Raw genomic sequence first — 14,459 nt, 5'->3', positions numbered from 1 at the left:
CTCCTTACCATAGACTGGTTTCATTCAATCGTTTGGCGATATAATTCACCGTAACCAGCATGATTAAATTGATTACCGAATTAAATAAGCCTACGGCTGCGGCAAAGCTGTATTGTGCTTGAATAATTCCCGTACGGTACACATACGTGGAGATTACATCCGCACTTTCGAGGATGACATCATTCTGCATTAGATAGACCTTCTCAAAGCCGACCGTCATGATGGAACCGGTATTCAAAATTAGCAGGATCACGACGGTAGGCATAATTCCGGCTAAATTCACATGCCAGATCCGCTGCAGCCGGCTGGCTCCGTCCACCTTGGCCGCTTCGTGCAATTGCGGGTCGATCCCTGCAAGGGCCGCCAAATAAATAATGGAGCCCCAGCCCATTTGCTGCCACACCCCGGACCACACGAATATCGATTTAAACCATCCCGGCTCCGTCATAAATGAAATCGGCTGTCCGCCCAAATGGACGATGATTTGATTGACGATCCCGCTTTGGGGAGATAGAAAAATGACGATGATGCCGACTAAAACGACGGTCGATAAGAAATGGGGAGCATAAGTAACCGTTTGTACAAATTTTTTGAAAACGCCAAGCCGCAGCTCATTCATCATCAGCGCCAATAGTATGGGAACAGGAAAACCGACAGCAAGCTGATACAGACTGATTCCCAGTGTGTTCTTTAACAGACGCCAGAAGAAATAACTGTTAAAAAAGCGTTCAAAGTGGTCAAAACCGACCCATGGGCTGCCCCAAATGCCTTTCGTCGCCACAAAGTTTTTAAACGCGATTTGAACTCCGTACATGGGAACATATTCAAAAACAATAAAATAAAGCAATACGGGAGTAATAATCACATACAGCTCCCAGTTTTTCAAAAACGGCTGGAGCCGCAGTTTCCTGCGACCAACATACGTCTTCAGCTTTGGGTCATCCGTAACGGATAGTTGTGCCACGGCCCTCCACCTCCATCTCTTTTCATTAGCGCCAATCACGATTAAGCTCTGATGTATTTCTCCAGGTGCAAATGCTCGAAAAAATAATGCAATGCCAATGATCCGGCACCAATAATGCCTGCATTCGAGCGAGTCATTCCTTCTTTAATTTCAACATGTCTGGAAAAAATGGGAATACTTTGCTCCGAGACGTATTTCTTTATCCTTTGCAGCAAATACGGATTACTTAACGCAAGCTCACCTCCCAATAAGATGAAAGACGGATTGATCAAATGAATCAGCGTCACAAGCCCTCGGCCAAGCAAGCTCCCTACATAATTCATCACACGCTGTGCACCTCCATGGCCGCTGTTGCTTAGCTGCACCAGCCCGGACAAGCCCGGATATATCGCTCCGTCCGTCACCCACTCCTGCCATTTGTCCGCAAGAGCCGATTCATTGATCATCAACTCCAGACAGCCCTGATTACCGCAGCGGCATTTGGGGCCATCTTCAACCACTGTAATGTGGCCCAGTTCCCCTGCTCCTCCTGCCCCGCCGGTAAACAGATTGCCGGCTAGAAACAAACCCGCACCAACGGCCTTTCCGACATGCAGGTATACAAAATTAGCAACCTGTTTGCCGTAGCCGTACAAATATTCCCCGTAGGCCGCTGCGTTAGCGTCATTTTCCAGCAAAATGGGCACATGGAAATGCTTCTGCAGCTCTTCCTTCAGCGATAAATGATTGATGTTGAAGTTGGTGGCGGTAATCACTTCCCCTTTATCCAGACTGACGATCCCCGGAACGGCGATACCGATTCCAAGTAAACGAAAATCGGCTCCACTCTCCAAAATCAAACTATTTATGACCTGAATGAGCGAACGGACCCAGCCTTCCTTTCCGGCATCGGGCAAATGGCGTACCCTCAATATTTCAGCCTCCAGATTCAGAATGGCCGCTCTGCTCTGGTTCAGGTCGACTGCAATCACATGGCCCGCATCGGGCGCCAGCTTAACGAGAATCGGCTTCCTTCCCCCGCTGGAATCGCCTTTTCCTGTTTCCATCAGGAAGCCATGCTCCATAAAATAATCTACGATGACGGTTACGGTCGTGGGGCTTAACCCTAATTCCTTAGCCAGCTGCGAACGGGAAATCGGTCCTCTCTCGCGAACATCATTGAAAATCAACACTTGATTTATTTCCTTAATTAACTGCTGACTTCCATTTCTGTGCTCTCTTTTCTTCAATTCAGACCTCACTTCCCAACTTATTGTCTTACTTTCTCCATTCGAAAAAGAAAGTTAATATACTGACATATTCTACAAGTTTTGAGTTTTACCTCCTAAATTTTCCTTTTTCTTTAATATAAAGGTAATTTTATTTTTCATTTATTGGCCTTTTAGACCAAAAAAAGAAGCGTAACTTGTGCCCGCTTCTTTGCTTTTATTTTCGCTTATACTATAACAATTTGTGCTATCTCTCGGCGATGCCAATCACGGTCGCCTCGCCGGGTCGTGCCCTTCGGCTGACAATCCGATTGCGCCCCGCCCGTTTCGCTTGATAGAGCGCCTCGTTGCAGCCGCGAGCAGATCTTTTAAGTATAGAGCCGGCATCTCGCCGGATGGCTCGATCGATAGCATCCCCATGCTTACCGTCACGGACAGGGTTGCACCATCCTCTCCGACCTCGATTTCATTGGCCTCGATCGACGACCTCAATCGCTCCGCCAATACGTCGGCATCGCCCTCATCCGCTTGGGGCAAATAAATCAGCAGCTCCTCTCCGCCATAACGAGCCACAATGTCTTGGGGCAGAAGCGCCTGCAGGATCACGTTCACCGTACTGCAGATTACGGCATCTCCCACCAAATGCCCGTATTGGTCGTTGACGACCTTAAACCGGTCAATGTCCAGCAAAAGCAGAGCGAACGGAATCCGCTGGCTCTGGTTCTTCAGCACCTCGTGCTCCAGCCGCTGGGTCAGATAGTGCCGATTGTAGCAGCCTGTCAGGCTGTCAATTACGGCCAGCTGCTCCAGCTTGGCGTTGGTTTGCGAGAGCTCGTCCCGGATTCGCGTCAGCGACTTGTTTTGTTCGCGCAAAGCCTGATTTTGCAGACTCGACTTTTCAAGCAAGTGGTAGATTTCGCTCACATCCTCAAAGGTGACAATCCGCCCAATCCTCTCTCCATGAACGATAACCGGCGATACGTGAATCGTCATGCAGTGCTGCTTGAGCGGATCATATACGAATTCAAGCTTCCCTTTCGTCATTGGATACCTCTGGTAGTGCTCAAGAAACGAATCCAGTCCTTCGGCCACGTAGGCCCTCGACAGAAAAGCATGCATATCGAAGCGATCGCTGATTTTCAGCCCCACCTGCGAGCGCAGCGATTTGTTCATATCCATTATGATTTCGTTCTCATCCAGCACCATAATCCCCTGCTGGATCATATTGACAATATCTTTATGCGCGATGATAGCAATGTCCAGCACTTTATCGCGATGGAGAGAAATGACGAAGAGCGTGACCGACATGAAAATACCGAGCGAAGTCAAGCCCGGGATGATCGGCAGCCAGGCCGAAAAGACCACATTGAGCAAAATGTCGAGTAATGCAAGCAAGGACAGGATGGAAATGCCATAGAGCACTTGCTTAATCGCTTTTTTACTGCGGGAGGTCAGGTCCGACTTCAGAGCGCGGGAGATGATCATAACGGAGGCGGCGATATAACCGAACAGAAAGACGACCGTCATCCAAAAAATCGGCCCATAGATTCTTCTTGAGACATCGGTGGGTGAAGGCAACGCGAACAGGCCGTGCGGGTTAAGCATAATTCCGATAGCGGCGAGCAGTACCGGGATATAAATCAGCAGCGACGCTCTGCTCCGCAAAAAAGCCGAATGACCCGTTAAAAAAATGGTAAACGCAAGCCACCCGATAGCCACCATCGACAAATCGACAAAGGCCGCCTTTAAGAAGAAAAGCTGCAGCTCTCTGCTGTTCACGGTAGAGATTAGAAATTGCAACAGCGACCACTGCATCATGCAAAAATGAAAAAACAAATACACCTTATGCAAGCTCGTGATCGTCACGGTGACAAAGAAATAGATTAGTAGAAATAACAAAACTAAAAAGACGATAAAGTCCGGCTTTAACAACAAAATCAACCACGCGCACCTCTTTCAAAAACGATACGTTTATCATATCAGTTTCCCCCCGGAAATTATAGGAAAATAATCATACGAAAAGACCTCCCTTTACCCTTCCCATCGCATAGGCTTGCCAATGCCGCCAACTCCACCCTCACCCGCCATGACTCACCAGCTGCAAATACGTCGCCATCAGTACAAACCCCGCTATCGCACCATACGCACAAAAGCCAAGCGAGGAGTCCTTCACCGCTTTGCCCAGCATTTCCTTCACCGCCACCGCGAGCGTCATCCCCATCGCCAGAGCGATGACAAGCGTGAGCAACAACGGGCTGCCGAGCCCGATCGATCCGCCAATCAGAGCTCCGACGGCGATCGGCAACGATACGACCAGCGTAATCACCAGCAAGGACATCAGCCCGTAGCCGGCCATGATGAGCGGCGTGAACACCGCGATGCCCTCCGGAATCGTATGAAAAAAGATCGTCAGCAGCATCGGCCGCGCCAGCGCCTCGGAAGCGTTGGCCCCCAGTGCGATGCCCGTCGGCACATTATGAATCGCTATGCTTAGTGCGATCAGGACGCCCGAATAAAGGAATACCTCCTGCTTCGGTTCATGCGTAAGGACGATCACCCGTCTCGACCATCGCTCCAGCTGGCTGTACACCCAGACTCCGACCAGCAGCCCAGCCACCGCAGGAGGCCATCCGCCCAGCCGGATGCTATCCGGTACAATGTCCAGCACCACCAGGCCGATGATCATGCCCGCACAAAGCGAGAACACCAGCGGCACCTTTTGTCCCTTGACCCACCCGGCCCCCGTTCCCCCAATCAGCAGCCCTGCCGACGAAGCCAAAAACCCCCACAATGCGTTATATCCGCCCATCATCCACCTCGAAAAAAGGAATGGTTGTCTACTCACACCTATTCCATCCTATGTCGGATGGCGACGGGACAGGACAAAAATAAAAGCCGCGATGATGGGACTGTCCCATCATCGCGGCTTTCCCCTGCACCTTTACTGCTCCACCTGTACCATCATCTCATCAAACGGCTGATCAGCGGCCGAAGCTTGGAGAAGGCCCCATCGGCACCAATCACCAGATCCACCGTCTCCTGCTCGCCATTCTCAAAATGAAGCGCATGCTGACCGCATTCCAGCGCCACTGCCTCCGTCAGCTTATAGCCATAGCGGATGGTTCCCGGCTGCAAGGCATTCTGCAGAAGATCACATCGTTCCGAGGTCGATCTCCGGCCGTAAGCCTTGTTCTCCAGCCACTGCTCGTTCGTCTGTTCCTTACACAGCTCTAGAGTAGCACTGCAACAAAGCAAAAAAGCCCACCAGGGGGCTTTATATAGTAGAAGCGTAGAAGCTTTTTATCCGAAAAAGGTTTGGAATAACAAGTAAGCGTTCAAGCCAACAATAACCGTAGCTACGATCCAAGCCAGCACCTTCAGCCAGAGCGGATTGGCGAACTCGCCCATTTTTCTCTTATCGTTGGTGAATTGAATCAGTGGAATGACCGCAAACGAAAGCTGCAGCGATAAAATCACCTGGCTCAAAATAAGCAGCTGTGTCGTCCCGCTTTCTCCCGAGATCGCTGTGACAATAACTGCGGGAATGATCGCAATCATCCGCGTGATCAAGCGGCGCAGCCATGGCGCAAGGCGGAAATTCAAGAAGCCTTCCATCACGATCTGGCCTGCCAAGGTGCCGGTCAGCGTCGAGTTTTGGCCCGAAGCGAGCAGTGCCACCCCGAACAAAATACTGCCGATCGTCGTTCCAAGCAGTGGGGTCAACAGATCATAGGCTTCCCCAATTTCGGCTACTTGAGTCATTCCGGCCTTATGGAACGTCGCTGCGGAAATGATCAAGATCGCCGCGTTAATAAATAGAGCGAAAAACAATGCAATCGTAGAATCCCATGTCGCATATTTGATCGCCTGCCGCTTGCCTGAGCTGGTTTGCTCAATCTGACGGGTTTGCACTACAGACGAGTGAAGATACAGATTGTGAGGCATCACCGTAGCTCCTAAAATCCCAATGGCAATATACAGCATCGTAGGGTTGATGACGATTTCCTTGCTGGGCACAAACCCTTTCAGAATCCCGCCGACATCCGGCTTGGAAAGAAAAATTTCAGTGGCGAAGCAGCCGCCGATCGTGACGATCAGAATGATAACTAACGTTTCTATATAACGGAAGCCTTTATTTTGCAGCAGCAGCACGATCAGGACATCGAGCGCCGTTATGATGACCCCGTAGATCAGTGGGATGCCGAAAAGCAGCTGCAGCGCAATCGCAGACCCGATCACCTCGGCCAAATCACAGGCGGCGATCGCTAGCTCACACAGCACCCACAGCCCCATCGCTACAGGCTTGCTGTAATGATCGCGGCAAGCTTGCGCCAAGTCTCGGCCGGTGACAATCCCGAGCTTTCCTGCCAAGGCCTGAAGCAAAATTGCCATCAGGTTGGACAGCAAAATGACCGACAGCAGCGTATACCCGAACATCGAGCCACCGGCGATATCCGTAGCCCAGTTTCCTGGATCCATGTAGCCCACAGCAACCATATAGCCAGGACCCGCAAAGGCAAGAAACTTCTTGAACCACGACCCTTTCTTAGGGATTTGCAGCGATCTATAAACCTCCGGAAGCGTAGGCTGCGTCCGTTTATTTCTCCATCCGTCATCCGCACCAAAAGCCATCGCAGTACCTTCTTTCTTCATGCTTCTCACCTCATAATTACGGTTATGGGTCAAGCTAACTTTGTTGCCCTAGGGAAACTTTTATGGTAAAAAAAATCAACTGCCGACTATATCAACAGTTATATGCTGCATCAGGAAAAAGATGATTAATTAAATTGTACATCCGAAAATATTTTTGTCAAGGGCAACTTTTCCGCCAAAAAAATACGCCCCCGAACTTCCGAAGCTCGGGAACGCTGCGATTAACTAATGGTTCGAATCTCCGCCGATCAAGGCGTGAATATGTTTTTTCAATTGAATGAACGCTTCCGTGTCCCGTACCCCCGGTTGGCTGCGCAGACTCCGCGGCACCTGCACCACTTGGGCGATTCGCCCCGGGTGGGCCTGCATCACATAGATGCGCTCCGACAGCACGATGGCCTCCTCGATGTCATGCGTGATAAAGACGACCGTCGTTTTTTCCTTCCGGTAAATGTCCAGCAGCATCTCCTGCATCGAGCTTTTCGTCTGCGGATCGAGCGCGCCGAACGGCTCATCCATCAGAAGCACCTCGGGGTTGTTCGCTAGTGCCCTGGCGATGGCCACCCGCTGCTTCATGCCGCCCGACAGCTCCTTCGGATACGATTTTGCAAACCGCGTCAGCTGTACCAGCTCCATAAAATGATCCGCGATCCGCCGTTTCTCGAATAGCGGCACATTTTTCAGCGTAAGTCCGAATTCGATGTTCTCCCGCACCGTCAGCCAAGGGAAAAGCGTGTAGGATTGGAACACCATCCCGCGGTCGGCGCCCGGGCCTTCGATTTCTTTGCCGGAGATGTGCAGCTGCCCCGAGGTGAATTCTTCGAGACCCGCCAGGATGCGCAAGAGCGACGATTTTCCGCAGCCGGATGGGCCGACGAAGCTGACGAATTCATTTTGCCGAATGTCAAAGGAGACATTGTCGAGCGCCAGGAAGGTGCGCTTCCCGTCTATTTCGTACACCTTGGAGAGCGACTGCGCCTCGATTTTGATCGGTCCCAGACCGGCCGACTCTTCGGTATCCGTATAATCCGAATAATTGGAGATTAGCTTCGCCATTTTATCGTCCTCCTTCCAGCCATGGAAAAAACCGCTTATGGCAGTATGCAAACATCCGATCCGTTATGAGCCCCAGGAGGCCGATCACGATAATGCCGACGAAGATAATATCCGTGTTCAAAAACCGCTGGGCCTTCATAATCGCAAACCCAAGCCCGTTATTCGCCGCTACCAGCTCCGCGACCACGAGGTACGTCCACGCCCAGCCGAGCACGAGCCGCAGCGTATTCATGAGATCTGGCAGCAGGGCCGGAACGAGCACCTTTTCAAACACCTGCCAGCGCTTCGCGCCCATCGTATAGGATACCTGCAGCAGATCGTTTGACACCGCCCTTGCATTATCCGCCACCATCAACACCAGCTGGAAAAAGCACCCGACAAAAATGACCAGCACCTTCGCCGTTTCACCGATCCCCGCCCATACCATAATTAAGGGAACGAAGGCCGTCGCCGGCATGTAGCGGATGAACTCCGTCGGCGGCACCACCACCGCTTCCGCGAACCGGAACGTGCCAGCCAAAATGCCCAGCGGGATGCCCAAAATGCATGCCAGGAGGAAGCCCATTCCCACCCGGTAAATGCTGATGCCGATGTGCCCCCAAAAATCCCCGCTGGAGAGCTGATGCCCGAACTGCAGCAGCACTTGGTCCGGTGTCGGCAGAAAGGTTCGCTCTACCAGTTGTCCGTAGCTCATCACGCTCCAAACGAGCAGAATAAACAGAAAGATGCCGATGACGCCTGAATAATATACCCGCTTGCTTAGATTTCCGCGAATTTGGAAAATACTTTTGCGTCGTTTGCTCATGACTTGCCCCCCTTTCAATTGTGCATCTGGCAATAGATTAAAGCCGGATTTACTGCTTGCGCTCCTTACGCTCCTTGGCCACTTCTTCTATAAAATGTCCGTCCAAAATCGGCTCCAGCTTAGGTACTGAGGAAAGCATATCGAGTCCTTTCAGGAACTCAGCTGTTTTTTGTCCAGTGAACTGCAGCGAGGTGAAGTCCTCTCCCTTACGGAAGGCGCCGAGGTTATCGTCGAGATTGAAGATTTTCACGCTGTCCACACCCTTCTTGTATTCGTCCAGCGGCGTTTCTGCGGCTTTCGCCATGATGGCTAGCGACTCCTCCGGATTGTTTTTCCAATACTCCAGCGCATCGAACCACGCATTCAAAATTTTCTTCACATCGTCCGGGCGCTTCTTGGTAAAGTCCTCACGGAAGACGAGCAGGTCGGGAATGAGCCCCGGCGTTTCTTTGGAGGAGAAAAGCAGCTTGCCTTTGCCTTCCTCGATCGATTTGCTCAAAAACGGCTCCCACAGCACCGCGGCATCCAGATTGCCCGAGATAAAAGCTGGGCCCGCGTCGTTCACCGTCATGTTCACATAGTTCACATCCTTTTCCTTGAGCCCTGCCTTATTCAGCGCTGTCAGCATCAGCAGATGATCGACCGTGCCCAGCTCGGTAGCAACTTTTTTCCCTTTCAAATCGCTGAGCGATTGGATGCCCGGCTTGACGACAATGCCGTCTCCGCCTGCCGAATTGTCATTGACGAGTACGCCTTTGAGCGGAATCCCCTTGCTAACCGGCGCCAGCGTATCGCTCAGTGTCTGGCTGTTGGCATCCACCTTCCCCGTCGACAAGGCCGCGAGCGAATCGCTGTACACCGGGAACCAGACGAGGTCGACCTTCACTCCATTTTTCTCAAAAAAGCCCTTCTCCTTCACCAGATACCATACGAACCAGCCCGGCCAAGGACTGAGCGCCAGCTTCACCGGAGCTCCGCCGCTTGTTGCACTTGTCTCTTTGCTGCCGCCGCAGCCAGCCAAAAGGACTCCAATCAATAGCAGAAAGCTTAGAAGCACCAACCCGATTTTTCTTCCGTTTCTCATCCGATACCCCTCCCGAATTGTGGAATCGACAAAAACCCGGAAAGATATCGCTTTCGCTAAATATCCTCCCGGGTTTTTATCCCTCCGTGTGCACGGCGCTCGCGTCACCGTGTGTCAACTCTTGGACCAGCTAGCCAGCTGCAATTGTGGGCAAACAGGCTACGGAACCCTAGATGACATCTTGTATGAAGCTGAAACAACTGACATCGTTCAGTTGCAGCTTGCTGACAACTGAATCGTGTTACTACGCTGACCAGTTGCAGCTTTGTTGTCATTATCTTACCTGACCTCCCGATTACATGTCAAGATAATTAACATTAATTTTGTTGATTACTCCCTTTTTGTCATCATTCATGTTATAATATCTAACAAATAGGGCGACGAGTATTGGAAACATGACTTTATCGTCTCGCCCCACTCCCCTCAATACGAAAGGTGCTGGTATCCTATGCTTACGAATCGAAGCGTTAAGAAGCAAGAGACTTCGCCTCCCCGTTTGCTGCCCGTCCTCTTTCGTAAGCTGCTCGATGCCATTGAAGCCCGCGGGCGGGGGATCTGACCATGTCAACGACCGCGATTAAACAGGCCGCCTTACATGCGTTTGTACGCAGCGGGTATGATGGCACCGCCTTATCGGACATCGCCCAGCGCGTCGGACTAAAAACCCCATCGCTGTATGCTCATTTTCAAAGCAAGCAGGAGCTGTTCCTGTTCACCTTCGAGGACGTGCTTCGCGAGCACACGCAGGCGATCCAGCAGGTGCTGGAGCAGTGCCAGCAGCAGTGCGACACGACGGAGGCAATCCTGTGTCGGCTCCTGCTGGAATATTGTGGCGGTCTCCAGCTTGGCGGAGAGCGAGCCGCGTTCTTGAAGCGGGCGCTGCTCTTTCCGCCGCGCTTTCTCGCCAGCGGGCTGAAGGAACGCTTTCTGCTGATGGAGCAGCAGCTGTCGGAGCCGCTCACCGCTGTATTCGAAGCGGCGCTCAGCGCCGGACAGGTCCGCGGCTGGAGCGTGAAGGAGCTGCTGACCTCGTACTTTTACCTGATGGACGGCTGCTTCGTACAATCGTATTTGTATCGGCGCGATGCCTTCGACGAGCGTCTGGCTGCCGCTTGGCGCATTTATTGGCGCGGCATTAGCCGGTGAGTGCAGGAGAAGCAGTTGCGATGGCATGCATGCGCTCCACCTAGCACGCCGCAACGCGGATTTTCCACTCTGCTGTTCGCTCTCACCTCACATCGCACGCCGCAACGCGGATTTTCCGCTCTGCTGCTCGCTCTCACCTTACATCGCACACTGTAATGCGGTTTTTCCGCTCTGCTGCTCACTTTCACCTCACATCGAACGCCGCAACGCGGATTTTCCGCTCTGCTGCTCGCTCTCACCTCACATCGCACGCCGCAACGCGGATTTTCCGCTCTGCTGCTCACTTTCACCTCGCTTCGCACGCCGCAACGCGGATTTCAACACAAAAATCCCGCCGACCTCCAAAAACAGGTCAGGCGGGATTTCAACAATTTTATGGCAGCTTCCTCAGGCCAAAATGCCAGCGCACCTCGCTAAAGGTCGAAGGGAACGCGGCCTCATGCCCACTGATGTGCCCTTCCCACGCTCCGCCGGCGGCACGCTTCACTTCGATGCTGCGCCAAACGGACTCGCCCCGCTCGTAAGCAAAGCTGACACCATCGTCATCGTACAGCTCGCAAGCTCCCGCCGCTTCGCCAAAATGGCACAGCTCCAGCGGCATCTGCTCCCCAGCCCGCGGCGCGTGCGGCCTCCACGGCGTCAGCGGCAGAATCGCTCCATCGCGCACAAACACCGGAATCCGCTCCAGCCCTGGAGCGACGCGAATGACGCCTCCGCCTTCGTAGGCTTCGCCGCTTTCCAACCCGTACCAGCGGCCGTGCGGCAGGTACACGTCCCGCTCCGTCTCGCCCGCAAACAGCGGCGCGACGAGCAGATCATCGCCGACCATGAACTGGTCGTCCCACTCCCGCTTCTTGCTGCCGCCGTACGCGGCGTCGACGGTGTCGACCGCCTCGCCCTTCACTGCAGCCGAAGCGACACCCCCAGCTCCGCCTCGTCCCTCGCCATCGCTCACCAGCGGCATCGCGCGAAACGGCGGCGTGCCGTCTTGGCTGTACCGCGCAAACGCGCTGTACAGATACGGCAGCAGCCGCATGCGCAGCTGAATGTAGTGCCGCACGATGTGCTCCACCTCGGGGAAGCTCCACGGCTTCGTGCCGTCGCCCCAGGCATTGAGCATCGCCATCGGCGAGAAGCACACGGCCTGCATCCGGCGCACCCAGTCCTCAGCGTCCTTGGCCTTGCGCACCTCCGGCGTCCACAAGAGGCCGCTGAACGAAGCGTTGCAGAGCGCGCGAATAAACTGCTTGTGGTCGTACAAATCCGAGTACAGCACATAAGGCAGCGAGGATGCACCCGCACCGGAGGCACGAACCAAGCCATAAGTGCGCCGGCCCGCTTCCTGGTACAGCTCAGCGGTCATTTTTTGGAACATTAGACCGTACAGCTGCCGCATCTGCTCCCCATCATAGCCGGATGGAAACTCGGCGTGCGCCGGGAACATCCACGAGTTGTTCGTCAATTCACTGCCGTCGCACTCATCGAGCTTGTAGCCCGACACTCCGAGCTCCACATGCTCCCGCCGATGCTGCTCCTTGTAAACGGACTGCGCAGCTTCGAGCGAATAATCCGGAGCCAAGCCGCCCCACACGGAGTGCGTGCCCGACAACGGACGCAAGGCTTCATAGATCCCAGCCTCCGGCGAAACGTACGGATGCTCCCACAAATTCACCTTAAACCCGTTTTGCTCCAGCTCCTCGATGAACGCCGTCGGATTAGGATAGCGCCCCTCGTACCATTCGTAGGTGACAGGGTAGCTTTTGCTGTGCCAGCCCGGCTCCAGCCCAATCACATCGCAGGGGAATTCGCGCTTGCGGTATTCGAGCGCCTCCTCCACTACCTGGCGGTCCGTGAACAGCGTCGGCACCCGGTGCCAGAAGCCGAGCCCCCAGCGCGGGGGAAGCGCTCCGCCGCCGCACAGCAGGTTATACCGCTGCACGACCTCGAGGGCATTCTCTCCCGCAATCACATACACCTCCGCGCCTTCAGGCGGCAGCACCAGCTCCATCCGCTCGGACACCAGCGTCGCCTTCCACTCCTTGCGCTGATTGTTCCGGTCGATCGCCTGCGCTTCTCTCGTCTCGGCGAGCCGGACGGTGGAGCCCAAATGCGCCGTCACAATCCGCGACGTATCGATCAAAATCCCATACCCCTTGTCCGATACGACAAACGGCACCGGCGCATGGCTTTCCCCCGTGTCCTGCTTCGGATCGCTGTTCACACGCAAAAACCGTGTCCGCCCGCGCTGATTCAGCTTCATGAACTGCAGCCCGAGGCCATACAGCTTCTCCTCGGCAGACAGCGGAAGGCTAAGCACAGCACTGCGCGGTTTTTGCTCCAGCTGCGCCTGTGCCGCCTCCTCTGGCAGCGCGCGCTCCCCCATCCGTGCCAGCGCGTCCTTTTTCGGCTCGCGTCCCATCAAGTTGAGCGGTGTCAACCCTTGCGGCGATCCCGCCGTCGTCTTCCAAATCCCAGGCAAATGCTCGATCCACTGCAGCGTGCTCATGTCGTTCATCCTCTCCTCCTGTTCCATAAGATCCATCTTACCAAAAAGAGGCTGAAACTGGCTTTAGCCTGTGGTATACTTTTTGCACGATTCAAGGATAGTTTCCTGCGAGGAGTTACACCAAACATGCCCATGCAAATTCAGCACATTGCTTTTCACGACATCCGATCCCGCGTACTGGGCGCGGATGTGTATCCCTTCCGTCCCCGGGCCAAAATCGGCCCCCGACTCCCCTACGCGCATACGTTCATCTATATCAAAAGCGGACGAGGCATGCTGACGATCGGCCAAAGCGAGCACCGGGCAGAGCCGCACGACCTGTTCTACATCGAGCCGGGTACGGTGCACAGCTTCGCCGCAGACAGCCAGGACCCAATGGTTCACGCCTCTGTATACGTCGATTTGCTCTGGAGCACAACGCCCAAGCTCAAAGGCGACAAACGGCTCAACGAGTACCGGTTCGAAGCCTACGATCCCGAGCTCAGCGTGGACAAGGTTCGTTTTACAACGCCTCCCACGCTCGTTTTTCCAGCCAAAATCGTCGTTCCCGCCCAAGCCGAATGGCTCGACGCTTACCTTTCTGTCATCCGGGAGTTCGAATCCGTAGAGGCTACCGCCCCCATCCGGCTGCGGTCGCTGTTCGAAGCGTTCCTCACCGGATTTGTACATTTCTTGGCTCACCCTTTCGAGCCGAACGATCCGCGTATTCGCACCATCATCACTTGGATGCAAACCCATCTAACCGATGTGTTTCGACCGGCCGAATGGGCGGCTACCCTGAACCTGAGCGAAGCATACGTGTACGAGCTGTTTCGCAAAGAAACCGGCGACAGCCCCCAGCAGTACTTCATGCGCTGCCGGCTGGAGCAAGCAAAAACCGAGCTCCGCGAGACGAACCTGTCGGTTACGCACATCGCTGAAAAGCTCGGCTTTGCTTCCGTGCATTATTTTTCAAGGCAATTTTCCGCGCATATGGACGAATCGCCGAATCAATACCGCAGACGAATCCGCGAGACTTCTTACACCGCCACCTAACC

Annotated in this window: 12 protein-coding genes and 1 riboswitch; of the genes, 2 read left to right on the top strand and 10 right to left on the bottom strand. The window is 53.9% G+C overall.

Features of this window, described 5'->3' with window-relative positions:
• Positions 1–4: 4 nt before the first annotated feature.
• From FPZ49_RS01655 to FPZ49_RS01615, 9 genes are all read right to left on the bottom strand, one after another.
• Positions 5–931: an ABC transporter permease gene (locus tag FPZ49_RS01655; protein ID WP_261381208.1), complete on the bottom strand. Its 927-nt coding sequence runs from the start codon at positions 929–931 to the stop codon at positions 5–7.
• 74 nt (positions 932–1,005) lie between these two features.
• The gene (locus tag FPZ49_RS01650) at positions 1,006–2,136 is read right to left on the bottom strand and encodes an ROK family transcriptional regulator (protein WP_144842589.1); all 1,131 of its coding nucleotides are present in this window, start codon (positions 2,134–2,136) and stop codon (positions 1,006–1,008) included.
• Positions 2,137–2,439: 303 nt separating this feature from the next.
• Entirely contained in the window at positions 2,440–4,113 is a 1,674-nt protein-coding gene (locus FPZ49_RS01645) for a histidine kinase N-terminal 7TM domain-containing diguanylate cyclase (RefSeq protein WP_144842588.1), read from the bottom strand.
• Positions 4,114–4,249: 136 nt separating this feature from the next.
• Positions 4,250–5,017 (bottom strand): ZIP family metal transporter, encoded by a 768-nt coding sequence (locus tag FPZ49_RS01640; RefSeq protein WP_261381198.1) that lies wholly within the window; start codon positions 5,015–5,017, stop codon positions 4,250–4,252.
• Between the two features lie 116 nt (positions 5,018–5,133).
• Positions 5,134–5,427 carry an FAD-dependent oxidoreductase gene (locus FPZ49_RS01635; RefSeq protein ID WP_186445548.1) on the bottom strand — a complete coding sequence of 98 codons (294 nt, stop codon included), beginning with the start codon at positions 5,425–5,427 and terminating at the stop codon, positions 5,134–5,136.
• A 45-nt stretch (positions 5,428–5,472) separates the two neighbouring features.
• The gene (locus FPZ49_RS01630) at positions 5,473–6,825 is read right to left on the bottom strand and encodes an Nramp family divalent metal transporter (protein WP_261381197.1); all 1,353 of its coding nucleotides are present in this window, start codon (positions 6,823–6,825) and stop codon (positions 5,473–5,475) included.
• Between the two features lie 225 nt (positions 6,826–7,050).
• Positions 7,051–7,881 carry an ABC transporter ATP-binding protein gene (locus FPZ49_RS01625; protein WP_144842587.1) on the bottom strand — a complete coding sequence of 277 codons (831 nt, stop codon included), beginning with the start codon at positions 7,879–7,881 and terminating at the stop codon, positions 7,051–7,053.
• Between the two features lies 1 nt (position 7,882).
• Positions 7,883–8,686 (bottom strand): ABC transporter permease, encoded by an 804-nt coding sequence (locus tag FPZ49_RS01620; protein ID WP_144842586.1) that lies wholly within the window; start codon positions 8,684–8,686, stop codon positions 7,883–7,885.
• 49 nt (positions 8,687–8,735) lie between these two features.
• The gene (locus tag FPZ49_RS01615; RefSeq protein ID WP_144842585.1) at positions 8,736–9,770 is read right to left on the bottom strand and encodes an ABC transporter substrate-binding protein; all 1,035 of its coding nucleotides are present in this window, start codon (positions 9,768–9,770) and stop codon (positions 8,736–8,738) included.
• Between the two features lie 63 nt (positions 9,771–9,833).
• Positions 9,834–9,954: riboswitch (guanidine-I (ykkC/yxkD leader) on the bottom strand.
• A 377-nt stretch (positions 9,955–10,331) separates the two neighbouring features.
• Here FPZ49_RS01615 and FPZ49_RS01610 point away from each other — a divergent pair.
• Entirely contained in the window at positions 10,332–10,916 is a 585-nt protein-coding gene (locus FPZ49_RS01610; protein ID WP_144842584.1) for a TetR/AcrR family transcriptional regulator, read from the top strand.
• A gap of 373 nt (positions 10,917–11,289) precedes the next feature.
• Here FPZ49_RS01610 and FPZ49_RS01605 read toward each other — a convergent pair whose 3' ends face one another.
• Complete coding sequence (locus tag FPZ49_RS01605) at positions 11,290–13,431, bottom strand: glycoside hydrolase family 31 protein (RefSeq protein ID WP_261381196.1); 2,142 nt, start codon at positions 13,429–13,431, stop codon at positions 11,290–11,292.
• 117 nt (positions 13,432–13,548) lie between these two features.
• Between FPZ49_RS01605 and FPZ49_RS01600 the strand changes: the two genes are divergently transcribed.
• Positions 13,549–14,457 carry an AraC family transcriptional regulator gene (locus FPZ49_RS01600; RefSeq protein WP_186445547.1) on the top strand — a complete coding sequence of 303 codons (909 nt, stop codon included), beginning with the start codon at positions 13,549–13,551 and terminating at the stop codon, positions 14,455–14,457.
• Positions 14,458–14,459 lie beyond the last annotated feature (2 nt).

The sequence above is a fragment of the Paenibacillus cremeus genome, assembly GCF_007786445.1.
GTDB lineage: Bacteria > Bacillota > Bacilli > Paenibacillales > NBRC-103111 > Paenibacillus_G > Paenibacillus_G cremeus.
The sequence above is the reverse complement of the archived record's forward strand: the minus strand, read 5'-3'. Positions and strand labels throughout refer to the sequence as shown.